This is a genomic window from Mycobacterium florentinum (assembly GCF_010730355.1).
Classification (GTDB): Bacteria; Actinomycetota; Actinomycetes; order Mycobacteriales; family Mycobacteriaceae; genus Mycobacterium; species Mycobacterium florentinum.
In genome coordinates this window covers 6,148,110-6,166,138 of the sequence record NZ_AP022576.1, presented here as the reverse complement: position 1 = coordinate 6,166,138, position 18,029 = coordinate 6,148,110, and the positions used below count along the sequence as shown (strand labels likewise).

The following is an 18,029-nucleotide window of genomic DNA, read 5'->3' as shown; positions in this document are numbered from 1 at the left end:
CTAATCTCAAGGCGCGACAAAGGAGTCTGCCCATGCTTGAGGTGATCGAAAAGGGACCGTGCCGCGATTCGACAAAACCACCGGTGGTGTTTGTCCACGGCGCCTGGCACGGCGCCTGGTATTGGGACGAGCACTTCCTGGACTTCTTCGCCGAACGGGGCTATCGGTCGCTCGCGCTAAGCCTGCGCAGCCACGGCAAGAGCGCCGAGCCGAAGCGAAATCTCTTTTGTTCGATCGCCGACTACGTCGACGATGTCGCATCCGTCGCCAACGACCTGCCCACCCCGCCGATCGTGGTCGGCCACTCGCTGGGCGGTTTCGTCGTGCAGAAGTACCTGGAGTCACACGATGCACCGGCCGCGGTGTTGCTTGCCTCCGCACCGCCCAGCGGGGTCACCAGATTCATGTTGCGCATCGGCAGGCGACACCCATGGCACACCGCACGAACCCTGCTGACTACCAAGTCTTTACACGGAATAGGCGGCACACCCGAATTAGCCCGCGAGCATTTCTATTCCCGATACACGCCGCAGGACGACGTGGTGCGCTACACCGCGGCCTTGGGGGAAGAATATGCGGGCAGATGGTTCCTCGACATGTTGTTTCTCAACCTGCCCAAACCCGATCGCGTCAACACCCCGGTATTGGTGCTGGGCGCCGAGGACGACGGGTGTTTCACCCCGCGCGAAGTCCACGCCACCGCGCGTGCCTATCGCACCCGAGCGGAGATCTTTCCCAGCATGGGCCACAACATGATGGTCGAGCCCCAGTGGGCGTCGGTGGCCGAACGAATTCATGCCTGGCTCCAAACCTCACCGCGTGCTGCACGGCAGGCGCTCGATGCCGTGGAAGAACGACGAGCGTAGCCGGCTCGACTACGACGATGACTTGATTCCGGCAACGATCACATCGAGCCCGGCACGAAAGTGTGTGGCCAACTGGCGTTTAACGCGAGGCGTCGCCTCGGCGGCGCGGGTTTCCTCCAGAGCTATCGAGCCCAGCAGGTAGGTGTACAAGACCGTATGAGCCGCGGCGGCAGCGGCTTTCGCGAGGCCCGCCTCGGCGAGCAGGCCGCGGCTGTGCCGATCCAGCCGGCGGGCCGTTTCGTTCCCGACGCTGTTTTGCAGGATGCTCGCGACGCCGGGGACACCCAGGATGATTTCCCTGGCAGCGCAATAAAGCTCGATGAGCCTGGTATCCCATCGTCCCTTATCCGGAAGCGGGATTTCTTCCAGTACGGACTCGGCGACAAGCTCCAAAGCGGTCTGCTTACTGGGGACGTGGTAGTACACCGAAGGCACGGCGGCTCCGAGTTCGGCGGCGAGTTCGCGCATCGTCACCCGCTGCACGCCCACGCGCTTCGCCAGGTCACGCAATGCGACCACCACCTCGTCGCGATCGAGTCCCCCGTAAGTGCGGCGTGCGCCGGCCGGCGCCGTGACCTCATTCCCCGTTGCTACCACTACGTCATTCCCCAATCAGCCTTTATTCGAGCACCGTTCGAATTTACCCGGCATCGGTTCGGCGTAATCGATGAATCCGCTATGTAATATTTGCGCAATGACGGGCCGGCTAGCGGGCAAGGTGGCGATTATCACCGGGGCAAGCACCGGCCTGGGACCGGTTCTCGGCTCGGTATTCGTCCGCGAAGGCGCGCGGGTCCTGCTCGCCGCCCGGCGCGAGGAGCTGGTCCGCGAGGCCGCCGCCGCGGCCGGCTCCGGCGCGATCGCGATGCGCGCCGACGTCACCGACGAGGCGGACGTCGCGGCGATGGTGGCGCGCGCGGTCGACGAATTCGGGCACGTCGACATCCTCTGCAACAACGCCGCGGCGCCGGGAAAAGACCACTGGATCTGGGAGCAGACACTCGACAACTGGAACGCCACGATCGCCATCGACGTCACCGCGGCGATGTTGTGCACCCGCGAGGTTCTCAACCAGTCGATGCTGCAACGTCGCAGCGGCGTCATCCTCAACTTCTCCTCCACCGCGGGCTACCACGGCATCGCGCGCAAGACGCACTACGTCACCGCGAAGGCGTCGCTGCGGGCCTTCACCAAGACCGTCGCGCTCGAAGTCGGTCCGCACGGCATCCGCTGCAACTGCATCGTGCCGGGCGCGATCGATACAGAGCTATATCGCAATTGGCTACAGCGCACCGCGGCCGAGCAGGGTGTCGAGGTCGAGGCGGTGCGCGCGAAGTCGCTCAAAGACGTTGCCCTGCGCGATATTTCGTCGCCGGGCGACGTGGCCAACCTGGCGCTGTTTTTGGCCAGTGACGAGAGCCGAACAATCACAGGGCAATCGATCCCTGTCGACGCCGGAGGGTACATGCAGGGATGAGCACCCCACCCGCGAAGCTGTCGGTGTCCACACCCGTCGTGATCACGATGCCCCAGCTCAGTGCCGCCTGGGAGCAGGACGCGTCGATCGAGGAGCTGGCTCAGATCGCCGAAACCGCGGACCGGCTGGGCTATCACCACCTGACCTGCAGCGAGCACATCGCACTGCCGGCAGTGCTGGAGCAGCAACACCGAGGCACCCGTTATTGGGATCCACTGGCGACGTTGGGCTACCTGGCCGCGCGCACTCAGCGAATACGGTTGGCCACCAACGTATTAGTGCTGGCCTATCACCACCCCCTGGAAATCGCCAAGCGCTACGGCACGTTGGACAAAGTCAGCAATGGCCGGCTCATCCTCGGCGTCGGCGTCGGCAGCCTCGAAGAGGAATTCGACCTGCTCGGAGTTCCTTACGACGACCGCGGACCGCGCGGCGACGACGCGCTGCGTGCGCTGCGCGCATCACTGTCGGTTCCCGAACCCGCCTATCACGGCGAGTTCTATTCGTTCGACGGCATGATCGTCAACCCGTGCGCGGTCCAGGACCACGTGCCCATCTGGATCGGTGGACGCACGCTGCGATCGCTGCGCCGGGCCGCGACCCTGGCCGACGGGTGGGCTCCCTTCAACGTGACACTGCAGCAGGCCCGAGAATGGTTGGGCCGCTTCGAATTTCCGGATGGCTTCGAGGTGGTACTGCCGCCGCCGGCACCGCTGGACCCGATCAACGATCCCGAACGCACCCGCGAGATACTCGCCGACACCGCCGCGCACGGCGCGACCATCATCAGCGCGTGGTTCAGGCACAAATCGCTGCAGCATTACCTGGAAAATCTGCAGGCGCTGGCCGAGCTTCATCTCGCCGGTGGTTCCGCGTGAACCGGGTCAAGGCAGGCATTTTCAGCCTCACCGCGCCATCGGACGACGAAAGCGGTTATCTGCGTTGGCACCTGCTGGATCACATGCCCGAGCAATATCAACTTCCGGGCATCGTGCACGGATTGCGCTGGATCGCCGACGGCGAATACCTCCACCAGCGCCTAGCGGCCGACGGACCATTGAGCGATATCGGCAACGTGGTGCACTATCTGGTCGGCGACCCCGTTGAACAAACGCTCGACGACTTCGTGACACTCGGCCGTGAACTGCGGGAGAACGGTCGCTTTCCCGTCGCACGGCCGCTGCTGCAAATCGTGGGGCTGCGCCTGCTGCAGTGGCACTCCGCACCGCACGCTCTCGTCTCCGCCGAGGTGGTGCCGTTCCGGCCGCACCGCGGAATCCTGCTGATCGTCGAGGAGCCCACCGACGGCCGCTCGAACGAATGGCTGCAATGGCTGCACGCCGAACACTTTCCGGCGCTGCTCGCCACCCCCGGCACCGCGGGCGCCTGGACGTTCGGTTCGAGCACCGGATGGAGCCATTTACCCCGCGGCTGGCGGGCCGACCATCAATACATCACCGTCGTTTACCTCGACGGCGACCCGCTGCGCACGACAGCTGCCCTGGCGCCGCTCGTCGAAGAGCGTTGGCGATCGGGCGCGGTGCGACCCGTATTCGCCGGTCCGCTGCGCACGATGATCCATTGGGAAGCCTGGCCGTAGCCCGAGGTGGGCCGGCACGCGCTGAGCAGCGCCGATGCGGCTACGGTAGGCACGGCGCGGTGCGCGCCTTCGGAGAAAGACCTCTAGGAGGACTTGCGATGAAGAATCCGGACGCCCGGTGGCGAATCAGCCGCCGTGTCGCCGGCGTCGGCGTGGTGGTGTTGGTGGCCGGCCTGTCGGCCTGTTCCAGCAATGGGGGCAAACCCGCGTCCCCTGCGAGCTCGAGTCCGGCTCCGTCCAACACCACCGTGATGCTGGATCAGCACTCGCACACGATTACCAGCAAGGTCAACTGCATCAGCTCGGCGGCGGAGCCCCACGCGACGCCTCCCGAGTCGGGCGATCTGACGACACGCATCACCGTTCACGACGATTCAGCGTCGCTGTCCTTCGCCCTGTCGGACGAAAAGCCGCCAAGCGTCGACGGCTTTTCGATTTCCCTGAAAGTCGGCAACGGGCAGTACCAGCTGCCCTATCAACCGACCCAATCCGTGAACCAGGTGATGGTCGACAAGGACGGCAAGAGTTACACGATCACCGGAACCGGCCAAGGGACGATGCCGGGCCAAACCGGTATGCGACAGATCACATTCGGGATACATGTGACCTGCCCGTGAACGCCCGTGCGGCGAAACATCGGTTGTCTAACCACGATCGCCTCTGAGATGCTGGCAGCTTGGACATCTTCGCGGAATGGCAAAAGGGCGGTACCGAACTTCGCTGGCGGTCGACCACCGCCGCCAACGACGGACAGGAAGTCGGGGTGTTCAGTCGGCGCTTCGGCACGGCCGGGGCACCGCCACTCGTGCTCGTGCACGGCTTTCCGACGTCGAGCATCGACTTCTACGAGTTGACGCGTGAGCTGAGCTCCGATTTCGACATCTACCTGTTGGACTTTCCGGGTTACGGATTGTCGGACAAGCCACCGCAGCCGTACGTCTATTCGTTGTACGACGATGCGCGCCTGCTCGTGCATGCGATCACCGACGTGTGGAAGCTGAGCGAATTTCGCATGCTCACCCATGATCGCGGCAGCAGCGTCGGCATGATCGCGCTGGGCATGTTGGCCGCACTGGACCCGCCGGTGGCCCCGCTCGACCTCATCTTGACCAACGCCAACATCTACCTTCCGCTGGCGAATCTGACGCTGTTCCAAACCGCACTGCTCGACCCTGAAACGGGGCGCGCCACCGCGGAAGCGACCACACCGGAGACCCTGGCGGCCGGCATGGGGGCCAGCACCTTCATGCCGAGGAGGAAATTGACCGACCCCGAAATCGACGCGCTGGCCAAGTGCTTTGCCCACAACGACGGAATCCGGGTGCTGCCGGACACCATCCAGTATCTGAACGAGCGGGCCGCCGACGAAACCAATTGGCTTGAAGCGCTTTCCAAAAGCCAGGTGCACACCACCGTGGTGTGGGGACTGCACGACAACGTCGCGCCGTTGCGCGTCTCGAACCACGTCTGGGAGATGTACCTCAAGGCCAAGCCCGGCCGAAATCGCTACTGGGTGATCCCGGGCGCCGATCACTACGTGCAATGCGACGCGCCCCGGCAATTGGCTCAGATCGTTCTTCTGACCGTCCAAGAAGAAGACATTCCGTTGCACACGCTCGGAAACCAGCCCGACGGTGCGGTGCTGGTGGATCAGAGCATCTCATAACCTGCTCGAGCGTGAAGCTACTGTCACGTTCGACGCCCAGCGTGACAGTAGCTTCACGCTCGACGATGTGGCTACCTGGTGGATGCCTGTGCGAATCCGTATAGGACACTAATGCATCTATTTCTAGGGTTCACGATCGCTTAAGCTCGCGGCAACGGACCGATTACCAACAGCCCTGGGCCCGTGACGCTTTCACCGAAAGGAGCTTCCGATAGCTGCTTTCCGAAATGAGCCATGTTTGGTTGTGCGGGGTTAACTTTGACCTCGCCGATCTGGATGGCCTTTCCGCCAGAGGTACATTCGGCGCTGCTGTCCAGCGGACCCGGCCCCGGGCCATTGACGGCCGCCGCAGGCGTGTGGAGCTCACTGAGCGCTGAATATGACTCGGCGGCAGGCGAACTCACCGCGCTACTGGGCGCGACCCAGGCCGCGGCGTGGGAGGGACCGAGTGCGGCGCAATACGTCGCCGCGCACGCACCGTATATCGCATCGCTACAGCAAGCCGGCATCGACAGCGCCGCAATGGCCGCACAACTGGAGACCGCTGCCGCCGCCTATACGGCCGCGCTGGCCGCCATGCCGACGTTGGGGGAACTATCGGCCAACCACGCCATCCATGCGGCGCTGATGGCGACGAATTTCTTTGGTATCAATACGATCCCGATCGCGGTCAACGAAGCGGACTATGCGCGCATGTGGGTCCAGGCTGCCACGACGATGACCGTCTACCAATCAGTCGCGACCAGCGCGGTGGCGGCTGCCCCGCAAACCAACCCGGCTCCGCAGATCATGAACTCGGGCATGGGAATGGGCAAAGATCCCACCGGACCGATGGGCACTCAATTGCCCACCAATCTCGAAGAGCTGCTCAATGATTTGTTCCCGTTCGATCCGTTCTCGCCGACGTCTCCGTCGGTGCACCCAAGCTTGACGATGTTCATTCCGCGCCTGGAGGCGATGCTCGCCAACTATGCGGGTAACCCCGCACAACTACTCGAGACCATTCTTTACCTGGGCGTCCAATTCGTCATCCACCGCACCATGTACCTGATCTGGCTGGTGCTCTACGACCCCTTCCTGATCCCCTCCTTCCTGCTCAGCAACCCGGTGTACACCCTGGGGCTGGCCGCTCCGCTCGCGGCGGTGCCCGCCGGGGCGGCGAGCGGACTCGCGGGGCTGGCGGGTTTGGCCGGGCTCCCGCATCCAATTGCACCCGGTGTAGCGCCGGCTCCCGTTCCTCCCGCTCCCCACCTCGCTCCCGTCGTGACCCCGGCATCGCCGACCATGGCAATCCCGGCACCGCCTGCGGCTTCCGCCCCCGTCCCCGCCCCGGCCCCAACGTCCGTCCACGGCGCGCCTCCCCCGGCTCCACCGGCACCGGTCACCGGTGCGGAGGGACTTTCGAGCGCCTATCTCGTCGGGGCGTTTCAGTTTGCTGCCCCTTCCCCGTCGAGGGCTGCCGTCAAGTCCAAGAAGGCCGCGGAAGTCCGCAGCACCGAAACACCCGCAGCGGCCGCCAACCCACGCGAGCCCACCGGCTCCAGACGACGTCGAGGAGTCGACATGCCGGGCCGTCGTTACGAATACCTGGAACCGAATATCGATTCGGAGCTCGGAGCGGGAACGATCGGCTTCGCCGGGGCCGTGAACCGGACAACCGGACGACAGCCGGCCGGCTTGACCACACTGGCTGACGACTCATTCGGCGGCGCCGCAACTGTTCCGATGTTGCCGGGCAGCTGGGATCCGCCTGGATAGCATTCATGAGCCGAACCCTGGCCGAAGCCAACAAATCATGGTTATCTGCCAGCCATGACGGTCGATGCCGATGACGAGCGGAAGTGGCTGACCCGCGGCGTCGGCGCCGTCGGGGCGACGAGCTTTTTCTCCGATGCCAGCCACGAGGTAACCACTTCGGTACTGCCCACGTTCCTCACCGGAACGCTCGGGGCGTCCGCCGCGGCGCTCGGGGTGGTCGACGGCATCAGCGACGCGCTGATCGGCGTGATGAAACTGGTCGGTGGACCATTGGCCAACGACCCCGAACGTCGCGGACGGATCGCGTCCGGCGGTTATCTGGCCACGGCCGTGGCGACCGGAGCGATCGGCGTGACGGCCACGGTCTGGCAGGCCGGCTTCTTTCGCGCGCTGGCGTGGATGTCTCGGGGTGTGCGGTCGCCGTCGCGCGATGCCTTGCTGGCATCCCTGAGCCCAGAATGGGCGCGCGGCAGGACATTCGGGCTCGAGCGCGCCGGCGACAACCTAGGCGCGGTGGTGGGCCCGCTGCTTGCGGCCGGGCTTGTCGCGTGGGTCGGCATTCGGCCCGCCCTCTGCCTGGCCGCGATCCCGGGTCTCTTTGCCGCCGGGGCCATCCTGATCGCCGCCCGCGAAGCGCGCCAACATCGTCAGGTGGGCCAACCGGCAGCCCGGCGACGGTTCGACTTAGGGGCGCTGCGCGACGCCGGCATGCTGCGAGCGCTGCTACCGGTGGCGCTGTTCGAATTCGGCAACATCGCAACCACTTTGCTGATCCTGCGCTCCACCCAACTGCTGACCACCCCGGAGCGAACCGTGACCGCGGCGACGTCGTTGGCGATCCTGATCTACGCGGGCCACAACGCGGTCGCCACGGTTGCCTCGCTGGCCGCGGGACGCTGGTACGACCGGGCCGGGCCGCGTGCGGTGTTCGCGACCGGTGCGGCCGTCTATGTCGTCGGTTACCTGGCGTTCGCGGTGGGGGCGCACCATGCGGTGATCATCGCACTCGGCTTCGCACTGGCCGGGGCGGGCATCGGCCTGGCCGAGCCTACCCAGTCGGCCGTCGTGTCTCAACTACTGCCGGATCGCCTGCGCGGCAGCGGGTTCGGCGTGTTGGGAGCGGTCCAGGCGGCCGGTGACGTGGTGGCGACCGTCGTCGCGGGCCTGCTCTACACCCTGGCCTCGCCCGCGGTGGCGTTCAGCTACGCCGCCGCCTGGATGGTATTCGCGATCGTCGCCTCGGGCATGCTGCGTCCGGCGAGGACCTGACGCCACGCCTTCGTCGCTCGAACGTGAAGCCAGTTTCACGTTCGAGCGCCGCTAGCCCACCACGACCGGCAAGCGCGCCCAGCCACGCACGCTCGCGGTGTGCGCCCGTTGGGCATTCGCGTAGTCGACTTCCCAGTCGGGCCAGCGTTTGAGGACTTCTTCGAAGGCCACCCGGGCTTCCAGCCGGGCCAGCGCCGAGCCCAAACAGAAATGCAGGCCCTGCCCGAAGCTGAGATGACTTCCGCGGCGGTGGATGTCGTAGCGATCCGGATCCGTGAAGTGGTTTTCGTCGCGGTTGGCCGACGCGTTCAACAACAGCATGAACGACCCCTCGGGAACCACGCGACCGTAGTGCTCGGCATCGCGCGCGACGTAACGGGCCTGCACCGGAGACGGCGGCTCGTAGCGCAGCGTCTCCTCGATCGCGCCCGGGATCAGTGACGGGTCCTCGACGAGTTCGCGGCGTTGATCGGGATGATCCGACAACAGTTGCCCCATGAAACCGATTAGGCGAGCGGTGGTTTCGTTGCCGGCGCCCGCGATCATGGCCGTGTAGGCCAGCACCTCGGTGCGCGACAGCGGCCGGCGCGTACCGTCCGGCTCGTCGATCTCGGCCCGCAGCAGCTCGGTCATCAGGTCGTCGGACGGATGACTGGCCCGCCATTCGATGTATTCGGCGAACAGCGCGATCGAATTCGCGAAGACGTTCGCGTCGACGGCAGCGGGGTCGCTGTCCCTGGACAATTCGATGTTGGCGACGCTGCGGTCCCGGATCTTCTCTTGATCTTCCTCGGGAATTCCCAACAGGTAGCCGATGGTCCGCATCGGCATCATCGCGCCCAGGTCCGCGATGAAATCGAACCCGCTCCCGCCGACCAGCGGGTCGAGCTCGCGGACGCAGAAACCGCGCACCAGGTCCTCCACCGCCAGCATGCGCCGGGGCGTGAAGACCCGGGACAGCAGCTTGCGGTGCAAATCGTGCAGCGGCGGATCCTCGAACAGCAGAATGCCCGGTGGCACTTCGATATTCGCGAACAAGATGTCGGCTGTGGTCCCGCGGCCGGACCGGTACGTCTCCCAGTTCGGCAGTTCGCGGACCACGTCGTCGTATCGACTCAGCGCGTAGAAGTTGTACTTCTCGTTGTAATACAACGGCGCTTCTTCGCGCATCCGCTTCCACACCGGGTACGGGTTCGAGTCGATCTCGACATCGAATGGGTCGTAATACAACTCGACGGCATTGGCGCTTGTCATGGTCGGATCCCTAACTCAGTCGTTGCGGTGCAAGAAGCCGTGCAGGAGCGCTTGAACGAGTTCCTCAACGATGACCTCCCGCGGCGGTGGCGTATCCCCGAAGTAGGTGGAACGCAGCGCGGCCATCCCGGCGATCATCGAAACAGTCGAGTGGGCCGGCAGGTCGGGGTGGTCGGATCGCAACCCCCGCAATTGCATTCCCTCAACGCTGATTTGGCCCAGCACCGTGACGGCGCGGCGGATCTCGGCGATGCCGGCGTCGGCCTTTTCCTCCTCGCTGAGGCTCTCGGCCGCCATCAGCGTCAACAGCAGACCCTGGTGCTCGACGAACACGTCGTAGAGCTGCGAGACGAAAAGCCGAGTCAGCTCCTGCTCGTCGGTCTCCTCGGGGACCACCGCCTGCCAGGTCTTGCCGAATTCGTCGACGAAACTGACGAACGGCACGACGAGCGCCTCGCGGAACAGCGCCGCCTTCGACCCGAAGTTTCGGAACAGCAGGTGCTCGGTGACCCCGGCGGCCTGGGCGATTTCCCGCGTGGTGGTGCTGCGATAGTCCTGGCCGGCGAAGAGCGCCCGGGCGGCGTCCAGCAGCAGCCGGCGCGGCTCCCCACGGGGCCGACGCACCACCGTCGCCTGCTTAATCGCTCGCTGGGACACCGAGGTCCACTCCTCCCAAAATGCCTTGGGGATAGTATCCACTATCCAGATAGGATAGTATCCACTACCTTAAGAAGGCGCATCATCGAAAGGGTGACACCATGGGCGCTGTCATCATGCTCGGCACGTTGTTCGGCCTGATCATCCTAATTTTCGGGCTGGTACTCCGCTTCGATCCCGAGGCGCGGCGCAGCGACGAGGGGCGCCCGTGAACACCGAAATGACGCCGGTGATGGCCGGGGCTCAGTACTTTTCCTACGCCGCGAGCATCACGTTCCTGATTATCGGGATCTACCTGAGCTACCGTCGCCGCCGCATCCATCCGCTGTTGCTGCTCGGCATCTCGGCGATCTCGTTCTCCTGGATCGAGTCCCCCTACGACTGGGCGATGTACGCACAGTTTCCGCCGGCGCTGCCCCGCATGCCGTCCTGGTGGCCGCTGAATGTCACGTGGGGCGGGTTGCCGTTGGCGGTGCCGATCGGCTACGTCTCCTACTTCATCATCCCGGCCGTGACCGGGGCGGCACTCGGACGTTGGCTGAGCGGAAAGTTCAACTGGCGCAGGCCGATTACCCTGCTCGTCGTCGGCCTCGTCGTCGGGTTCTGCTGGGCGTTGTTCTTCAACGCCTACACCGGGGCCCAGCTCGGCAACTTCTACTACGGCTACGTGATTCCCGGCCTGGCGATCTTCGAAGGCACCAGGCACCAGTACCCGCTGTACGACTCGCTCGCCATGGGCATTCAGATGATGGTCTTCACTTATCTGCTCGGCCGCACCGATGCGGAAGGCCGAAACGTCATCGACATGTGGGCCGACAACCGATCGAAGAGCCCGGGGCAGTCCGCGGTGCTGTCGATCGTCGCCGTCATCGTCATCGGACATGCGGTGTATCTGTCGGTCTTTGCGCCCCACCTCATTACAAAGCTGGGCGGCTACGTGACCGCGGGCCCGACGGAGCAGCTGTATCCGGGCGTCCCGAACCAACCCAAGTAAGACCCTCGCGCCCAGCGTCGAGTTGTTGCGCCAAAACTGGCGAATTTCTCCCAACAACTCGACGCTCGCCGAGGAGTAGCGGTCACCCGAGCGCTTCGGGCAACACCTCTTCGCCCACCCGCTTGAGGTAGGGCCACGCGATGTCGGGTGGCAGCCCGCCGCACAACGGCGACAGGTTGAGCACCTGGCCGGCTTTCACCCGCGAAATCGCTTCTGGCACCGAGATAATGATGTGCGACGTGGGCGTGGCGCGCAGCTCGTCGACGGATTTCACGTGCGAGAAGCCGGCCGTCGTCTCGTCGCCGGGATTCCACGCCGCATAGGTTTTCACGTCGTGCAGCAGATGCTCCCCGATCTCTTTCCACGCCCGATCCACGTCGTCGGCGACGAAGACGACCGAGGGGGTGTTGCGGTCGGGAAACATCGTCGGGCCGGGCTGATGGCCATGCTCACGACAGGCCTGCTCGTAGGCTTCCTGCATGCCGGGTTCGTTGGCGTTGCCCAGCATGCCCAGGCCGTATCGGCCGGCCCGGCGCGCGGCGGCAACCGTTCCGCCGCCCCACATCAGCCCCGGCCCGCCGGGAGTCAGCGGCCGCGGTGTGACGGCGATGCGCCGCCCGTTTTCTTCGACGGTTTCCCCGGCCAGCAGTCGCCGCAACAGCGCGAGCTTCTCGTCGCAGACGCGACCGCGGGTCTTGATCGGCACACCGAAGTGCTCGAACTCCTCGGGCCGATAGCCCAACGCCAGGATGTAGGACGCCCGCCCGTTGCTGATGATGTCGAGCACCGCCATGTCCTCGGCCAAGCGCACGGTTTCGTAGAACGGCAGGATCAGGATCAGGCTCAGCGCCAGCCGCTGGGTTCGCGAGGCCACCGCCGAGGCCAGCAGAAACGGGGACGGCAGGTAACCGTCCTCGGAGCCGTGGTGCTCGCACAACACGGCGGCCAGACCGCCGTGTTCTTCGGCCCAGGCACACATTTCGGGTGCGGCCGCGTAGAGATCGGCCGGGGCCGCGGCCCACTCGGGATCGCGCATGTCGAAGCGCAGCGTGTACACGGCAATGCACGTTACACGTTCAGCCGAAGGCGTAAAGCGGAAGCGTCGTCGGGATGTCCAGCGAGCTCAGCAGGCCCGGTGGCGCGTCCACGACGTACGGGATCGCGTTGACGACGCGCATTGCCGTGGCGGCCATCGCGGCGTGGCCCGCGGCGTGCCCCTCCGCCGCCCCGAGCGTCATCTCGCAGTGGATGTCGGGATCTCCCTCGATGTCGACCCGATACGTGGCGTCGCAGTCCGACGTCGGCCAGTCGGGTGCGACGTCGCGCGCCATCCGGATGACGTGCTCGATGACGATGGCCTCGGCACCGTTGACGACGCCCGCCGCCCGGGTGCGGACCGCACCGCAGCTGCCCGCCTTGATGGTGCCGAACGCGACCTCGATGTCCCTATTCGTCAGCTCCCGATCGAGCGAACCGCGGATCTGTTCCACCTCGACGCCGAGGCCCGCGGCGATCAGGTAAATCGGTGCTTTCCAAGCCATTTCGATGAACCCCGGCGTCTTGAGCATCGGCTCGAAATCCAGCGGCCGGCCAAAGCCCATCCCGTCCATCATCACGTCGGCCACCGGGTAGTGATCGTTGAGGGCAACCTCGCTGGCGGTGATCCGGCGGATGCGCTTGGACTGCGTCGTCATCAGCAACGCCAGCTGATCGGACGCGAAACCGGGAAAGATGCCCGACACGTAGAACGACGCCCGGCCGGCCTTGGCCGCCTCGTCCAGATCGTCACGCCAGTTGGGGGCGAAGTAGGACGGCGGGTACACCAGGCCGGTCGATGACGTCGACACCACGTTGATGCCCGCCGCCAGCAGCCGCACGTAGTCGGGCACGGCGGCGCCGTCGCGGTCGGGGCCGCTGGCCGCATACACCACGCAGTCGGGCGCCAGCGCGATCAGCGCGTCGGCGTCGTTGGTGGCGATGACGCCCATCGGCTCGCCGCCGACCAGTTCGCCGGCGTCCTTGCCGACCTTCCCGGGCGAATGTACCCAGACGCCAACGAGTTCCAGATCCGGTCGACGCCTGATGGCATCGATGGCGATCGATCCCACTCCGCCGGTCGACCACACCACGATCCGCATCAGGAGTTCTCCTCACCTATCTTGGCGGCGGCCGCGGCACGCTCGAGATACGGCCACGCCACCTCCGGCGCGACGCCGCCGCACAGCGGGGCCAGTGGCAGCAGCTGCCCGCCGCGCACGTAGTCGGTCGCCTGCTCGGGCGTCAAGATGCGGTACGGGCCGTTGTCCTCGCGCAGCGCCGCCACGCTGTCGGCGCGGGTGATGCTGGCCACCGAATCGTCGTGCGGCCGGTAGGACGCCGCTGTTTTCGCGTCGTGCAGCAGGTGTGACCCCAGCTCGTCCCACGCCTGATCGACATCGTCGGCTACGAAAACCGCTGTCGGAGAACCTGGTTGGGGGAACTGAATGATTCCGGGGTGGTGCCTGTGCGCACGGCACTGCGCCTCGTAGTAATCCTTGAGCCCGGGCGAGGCGGTCTGGGAGATGAACCCAAGCCCGTGGCGCCCGGCCCGCCGCGCGGCGGCCTTGCTGCCACCGGCGATCAACATCATCGGCCCGTTCGGCGACGCGCACGGCGGGGTGACGCGAACTTCACGGCCCCGGTACTGGACCGATTCGCCCCGCACCAGCGGGCCCAGCACGTCCAGCATCTCGTCGGCGATTCGGCCGCGCGTGCTCATGTCGATGCCGAAGTGGTCGTATTCCTCGCGTCGATGTCCCACGCCGAGCGCGTAGGACACCCGTCCGCGGCTGATCAGGTCCAGCACGCTCATCTCTTCGGCGAGCCGAACCGGATCCCACAGCGGAATCGGCACGGCGGCCAGCAGAATCGCCAAAGTGTTCGTCCTGGCCGCGATCGCCGATGCCAGCGTGAGCGGTACCGGCAGGTGGCCGTCGTCGGCACCGTGGTGCTCGGACAGCACGGCCAGTACGGCGCCGCGGGTCTCGGCCCACGCGCACATGTCGATGGCCGCGGCGTACAGGTCGGCGGCCGGCCCGGCCCACGCCGGGGCGCGCATGTCGAACCTCAGCGTGAACATCATCGAGTCCGGCGGCGGGCAAATCGGGCGTCGACCCTCACATCCCGCACCCTAACCTAAAATTTGTTCATTAGGATAGTAGTTACTCTCTTAAACCCTTGACCGTGCGGGCTCGCGGCTGTTAGCTTCCGAGTCGAACGTTGGGTAACCGCCGGCGTAAGGTCAACGGCCGCCTCAGCTTTCATCGCGCACGCAACTGAGGAGGAGCAACATGACAGCTCAGCGGGTAGTGGTATGGGCGACGGGCGGAATCGGTTCGATCGCCATCCGCGCCGTCGATCGGCGCCCCAATCTGGATCTGGTCGGGGTGTGGGTGCACTCCCCGGAAAAGGACGGCAAGGACGCCGGCGAACTCGCCAACGGCGAGCCGATCGGGCTGAAGGCCACCACCGACGCCGACGCGCTGATCGCCCTGAAACCGGACTGCGTGATCTACGCCGCCAGCGGTCCGGAACGCGACGCCCTGGCCATCCCCGACTACGTCCGGCTGCTCCAGGCCGGGATCAACGTCGTCACGACGAGTACCACGCGTCTGGTCAACCCGCACGCCTACGAACCCGCGGAGTGGCGCGACCAGCTGGCCGCCGCGGCCAAACAAGGGCAGGTGTCGCTCTACGCGTCGGGCATCGAGCCGGGCTTCGCCGCCGACTATCTGCCGTTGGTGCTCTCGACCCAATCGTCGTCCATCGACAAGGTGCACGCGTGGGAGATCGGCCTGTACGACGACTACGGCGTGCCCGACATCATGAGTGACGCATTGGGTTTCGGCCGCCCGCTCGACTACCAACCGTGGATCGGCTTCCCGGGCGCGATCGCCGGCGAATGGCAAGGACAGATCCGGTTGATCGCCGACGCACTGGGAGTCGAGGTCCAGGAAGTCCGCGAGTTCTTCGACCGCGCGGTCACCGACCGGACGCTTGAGGTCGCGATGGGCACCGTCGAGGCCGGAACCTGCGGCGCGCTGCGGATGCGGGCGACCGGCGTGGTCGACGGCCGCGAAGCGATCATCATCGAGCACGTCACCCGCCTGGCACACGACGTCGCCCCGGATTGGCCGGAAGGCATCGGCGACCTGTCCTACCGCGTCCAGATCAGCGGCGATCCCGATATCGACTGCACGCTGGCGGCAACGCTGAAGGATCCGCAGCGGGCCTGGGTCGGCGGCATGACGTCCGGGGCGGGCGCCATGGTCGCCACCGCGATGCGCGTCGTCAACGCCGTGCCCTACGTCGTCGCCGCCGAGCCGGGCCTGTTGAGTTCGGTCGACCTGCCCCTGACGATCCCCAAGGGCGCGTTTGTGACCGGGTAACCGGGACCCAACCGCGCGGCCTAGTCTGCGGGAGTGACGCCTAATCCACTCGAGGAACTCACGCTGCAGCAACTGCGGCTGCGCACCAGCATGAAGTGGCGTGCGCACCCGGCCGATGTCCTGCCGTTGTGGGTTGCCGAGATGGACGTCATGCTGCCGCCCACCGTCGCCGAAGCGCTGCGTAGGGCGATCGACAACGGCGATACCGGCTATCCGTCGGGCACCGCCCTGGCCGAGGCGGTCGGTGAATTCGCTTCGCGGCGTTGGCAATGGCACGGACTCGACGTCGGCCGCACGACGATCGTTCCCGACGTAATGCTCGGAATCGTTGAGACGCTGCGGCTTATCACCGACCCGGGCGACGCGGTTGTCGTCAATCCTCCGGTTTATGCGCCGTTTTACGCGTTCGTGACGCACTCGGGCCGGCGGGTGATCGAGGCGCCACTCGACGCCGAAGGACGAATTGCGTTGGACGCGTTGGAGGAAGCGTTCACCCGGGCGCGGGCGTCGGGACGAAGGGTCGCGTACCTGCTGTGCAATCCGCACAACCCGACCGGGACGGTGCACACCGTCGACGAACTGCGCGGCGTGGCCGAATGCGCCCGGCGGTCGCGGGCGCGGGTGGTCGCGGACGAGATTCACGCACCGGTGGTCTTGTCCGGATCGCGATTCACGCCGTACCTGAGCATCCCCGGTGCCGAGGACGCGTTCGCGCTGACCTCCGCCTCCAAGGCGTGGAATCTTTCCGGGCTCAAGGCGGCCCTGGCGATCGCCGGGCCGGAGGCGGCCGCGGATCTGCGGCGGATGCCAGAGGAGGTCAGCCACGGGCCGAGCCACCTGGGCGTCATCGCGCACGCGGAAGCATTCCGGACCGGCGACGACTGGCTCGACGCGCTGCTGCAGGGCCTGGACGCCAACCGTACGTTACTGGGCGACCTGGTGGCCGAACACCTTCCGCACGTGAAATATCAAGGCACACAGGGCACATACCTCGCCTGGCTGGATTGCCGGCGGCTCGGCATCACCGAAGATGCGGCCGACGGCCCCGCGGTGGTGGCCGACCTGTCCGGGCCGGCCCGCTGGTTTCTCGACCACGCCCGCGTCGCACTCAGCTCCGGCCATGTCTTCGGCACCGGCGGCGCCGGGCACGTCCGGCTGAATTTCGCTACCTCGCCGGCGATTCTCACCGAAGCCTTATCGCGCATGGGTCGTGCGCTCGCCGGCACCCAATAATGCTGCGCAACAATAGCTGTCAGCGCTAGGCCGGGATTTCCTCGGCGCCGCGGCCCAGGTTCCGGAAGCCCTCGGCGGGTTTCTTGATACCCAGCAAGAAGGGCACCGAGTTCAGCTCGAACATCGCCGTCATTCCGAGCCGGCCGAAGAAACCACGCTGTTGCGGTGCCGGTGGCGCCTCCGACGTGGCGAGGTCGATGTAGTGCGTGGATGTTTCGCCGATACCTTCGAAATCGTGCGTGAGCGGCATCGAAAGACCACGCATCGACTCGTCGAGGCACGCGGCCACCGCATCGGTCATCAGCACGTATTCCGGCACTGGTACCTCGTTTTTCAGCATCCGGTGCACGAGGATGACGTCGACACCGGCGAGTTCGACGTGGCGCTTTACCTTTTGCTCGGCCACCTCGCCTTCGTGCGCGACGAACTTCAGCGACAGGCTGTCGAGCTGACCACAGCTCGCACACTCGCAGGCGATGTCGGCTTTGATCCGCTGCCGCCGGGCGAGGAACGACTGGCGCATGCGCCAGAGCCGATCGGAAACCAGCACATTGGCGTTGCCGTCCGGCGCCCAGAAGAATGCCGCGTCGCCCTCCAACTTAGCCAACTTCAGGCCCTTAGCAGCATCGATGACCGATTCCAGCAGCTGCGCGACCGTCTGCTGCGCGTGCGCGAGGTGCGTCCGGTTCCACGCCATGTAGTTGGTGTAGCCGCCGATATCGGCAATCAGCAGGACGGCGCGACGAATGGCCATGATTTCGCTATTTTAGTGGCCTGCCGGGTTCTTCCCCAATGAAATTTCGTACTAGACGAAGTGGCGTCGCGGAG

The 18,029-nt window shown here is 65.8% G+C and carries 18 protein-coding genes; 11 read left to right on the top strand and 7 right to left on the bottom strand.

The window, feature by feature from the left end:
* Window positions 1-32: 32 nt before the first annotated feature.
* On the top strand, window positions 33-866 hold the full coding sequence (locus tag G6N55_RS29055) for an alpha/beta hydrolase (protein ID WP_085224070.1): 834 nt from the start codon (window positions 33-35) through the stop codon (window positions 864-866).
* A 9-nt stretch (window positions 867-875) separates the two neighbouring features.
* On the opposite strand, the gene G6N55_RS29050 is transcribed toward G6N55_RS29055, so the two are convergent.
* On the bottom strand, window positions 876-1,388 hold the full coding sequence (locus G6N55_RS29050) for a TetR/AcrR family transcriptional regulator (RefSeq protein ID WP_232078863.1): 513 nt from the start codon (window positions 1,386-1,388) through the stop codon (window positions 876-878).
* A 172-nt stretch (window positions 1,389-1,560) separates the two neighbouring features.
* Between G6N55_RS29050 and G6N55_RS29045 the strand changes: the two genes are divergently transcribed.
* The 7 genes from G6N55_RS29045 to G6N55_RS29015 all read left to right on the top strand — a co-directional run bounded on the left by G6N55_RS29045 (window position 1,561) and on the right by G6N55_RS29015 (window position 8,636).
* Window positions 1,561-2,343, top strand: coding sequence for an SDR family NAD(P)-dependent oxidoreductase (locus tag G6N55_RS29045; protein ID WP_085224068.1), 783 nt, complete (start codon window positions 1,561-1,563; stop codon window positions 2,341-2,343).
* Window positions 2,340-3,221, top strand: coding sequence for an LLM class F420-dependent oxidoreductase (locus tag G6N55_RS29040; protein ID WP_085224066.1), 882 nt, complete (start codon window positions 2,340-2,342; stop codon window positions 3,219-3,221). Before G6N55_RS29045 ends, G6N55_RS29040 begins: the two co-directional genes overlap by 4 nt.
* The gene (locus G6N55_RS29035; RefSeq protein ID WP_085224064.1) at window positions 3,218-3,943 is read left to right on the top strand and encodes a hypothetical protein; all 726 of its coding nucleotides are present in this window, start codon (window positions 3,218-3,220) and stop codon (window positions 3,941-3,943) included. The genes G6N55_RS29040 and G6N55_RS29035 overlap by 4 nt, the downstream gene beginning before the upstream one ends.
* Before the next feature lie 98 nt (window positions 3,944-4,041).
* Window positions 4,042-4,560: a lipoprotein LpqH gene (locus G6N55_RS29030; RefSeq protein WP_085224062.1), complete on the top strand. Its 519-nt coding sequence runs from the start codon at window positions 4,042-4,044 to the stop codon at window positions 4,558-4,560.
* Between the two features lie 59 nt (window positions 4,561-4,619).
* On the top strand, window positions 4,620-5,609 hold the full coding sequence (locus tag G6N55_RS29025) for an alpha/beta fold hydrolase (protein WP_085224061.1): 990 nt from the start codon (window positions 4,620-4,622) through the stop codon (window positions 5,607-5,609).
* Between the two features lie 258 nt (window positions 5,610-5,867).
* On the top strand, window positions 5,868-7,367 hold the full coding sequence (locus tag G6N55_RS29020; RefSeq protein WP_163667649.1) for a PPE family protein: 1,500 nt from the start codon (window positions 5,868-5,870) through the stop codon (window positions 7,365-7,367).
* Between the two features lie 54 nt (window positions 7,368-7,421).
* Entirely contained in the window at window positions 7,422-8,636 is a 1,215-nt protein-coding gene (locus G6N55_RS29015) for an MFS transporter (protein WP_085221694.1), read from the top strand.
* A 51-nt stretch (window positions 8,637-8,687) separates the two neighbouring features.
* Here the strand turns inward: G6N55_RS29015 and G6N55_RS29010 are convergent, their stop codons facing one another.
* Together G6N55_RS29010 and G6N55_RS29005 are read right to left on the bottom strand one after the other, a co-directional pair.
* The gene (locus tag G6N55_RS29010; protein WP_085221693.1) at window positions 8,688-9,890 is read right to left on the bottom strand and encodes a cytochrome P450; all 1,203 of its coding nucleotides are present in this window, start codon (window positions 9,888-9,890) and stop codon (window positions 8,688-8,690) included.
* Between the two features lie 15 nt (window positions 9,891-9,905).
* Window positions 9,906-10,547: a TetR/AcrR family transcriptional regulator gene (locus G6N55_RS29005; protein WP_036470071.1), complete on the bottom strand. Its 642-nt coding sequence runs from the start codon at window positions 10,545-10,547 to the stop codon at window positions 9,906-9,908.
* Window positions 10,548-10,755: 208 nt separating this feature from the next.
* Here G6N55_RS29005 and G6N55_RS29000 point away from each other — a divergent pair, with 208 nt between their 5' ends.
* A complete protein-coding gene (locus tag G6N55_RS29000) occupies window positions 10,756-11,541 on the top strand; it encodes a spirocyclase AveC family protein (protein WP_085221692.1) in 786 nt (261 codons plus the stop codon).
* Window positions 11,542-11,623: 82 nt separating this feature from the next.
* Here the strand turns inward: G6N55_RS29000 and G6N55_RS28995 are convergent, their stop codons facing one another.
* From G6N55_RS28995 to G6N55_RS28985, 3 genes are read right to left on the bottom strand one after another with little or no spacing between them, the layout of a single operon-like run.
* Window positions 11,624-12,598 carry an LLM class flavin-dependent oxidoreductase gene (locus tag G6N55_RS28995; RefSeq protein ID WP_085221691.1) on the bottom strand — a complete coding sequence of 325 codons (975 nt, stop codon included), beginning with the start codon at window positions 12,596-12,598 and terminating at the stop codon, window positions 11,624-11,626.
* Window positions 12,599-12,617: 19 nt separating this feature from the next.
* A complete protein-coding gene (locus G6N55_RS28990; RefSeq protein ID WP_085221690.1) occupies window positions 12,618-13,679 on the bottom strand; it encodes an NAD(P)H-dependent amine dehydrogenase family protein in 1,062 nt (353 codons plus the stop codon).
* Window positions 13,679-14,659 (bottom strand): LLM class flavin-dependent oxidoreductase, encoded by a 981-nt coding sequence (locus G6N55_RS28985; protein WP_085221744.1) that lies wholly within the window; start codon window positions 14,657-14,659, stop codon window positions 13,679-13,681. The genes G6N55_RS28990 and G6N55_RS28985 overlap by 1 nt, the downstream gene beginning before the upstream one ends.
* Window positions 14,660-14,870: 211 nt before the next feature.
* On the opposite strand from G6N55_RS28985, the gene G6N55_RS28980 reads away from it, so the two are divergent.
* Together G6N55_RS28980 and G6N55_RS28975 are read left to right on the top strand one after the other, a co-directional pair.
* Window positions 14,871-15,968 carry an NAD(P)H-dependent amine dehydrogenase family protein gene (locus G6N55_RS28980; RefSeq protein ID WP_085221689.1) on the top strand — a complete coding sequence of 366 codons (1,098 nt, stop codon included), beginning with the start codon at window positions 14,871-14,873 and terminating at the stop codon, window positions 15,966-15,968.
* Between the two features lie 33 nt (window positions 15,969-16,001).
* Window positions 16,002-17,201 carry a MalY/PatB family protein gene (locus tag G6N55_RS28975; protein WP_085221688.1) on the top strand — a complete coding sequence of 400 codons (1,200 nt, stop codon included), beginning with the start codon at window positions 16,002-16,004 and terminating at the stop codon, window positions 17,199-17,201.
* Window positions 17,202-17,226: 25 nt separating this feature from the next.
* Here G6N55_RS28975 and G6N55_RS28970 read toward each other — a convergent pair whose 3' ends face one another.
* A complete protein-coding gene (locus G6N55_RS28970) occupies window positions 17,227-17,955 on the bottom strand; it encodes a DUF2652 domain-containing protein (protein ID WP_085221687.1) in 729 nt (242 codons plus the stop codon).
* Between the last annotated feature and the right edge of the window lie 74 nt (window positions 17,956-18,029).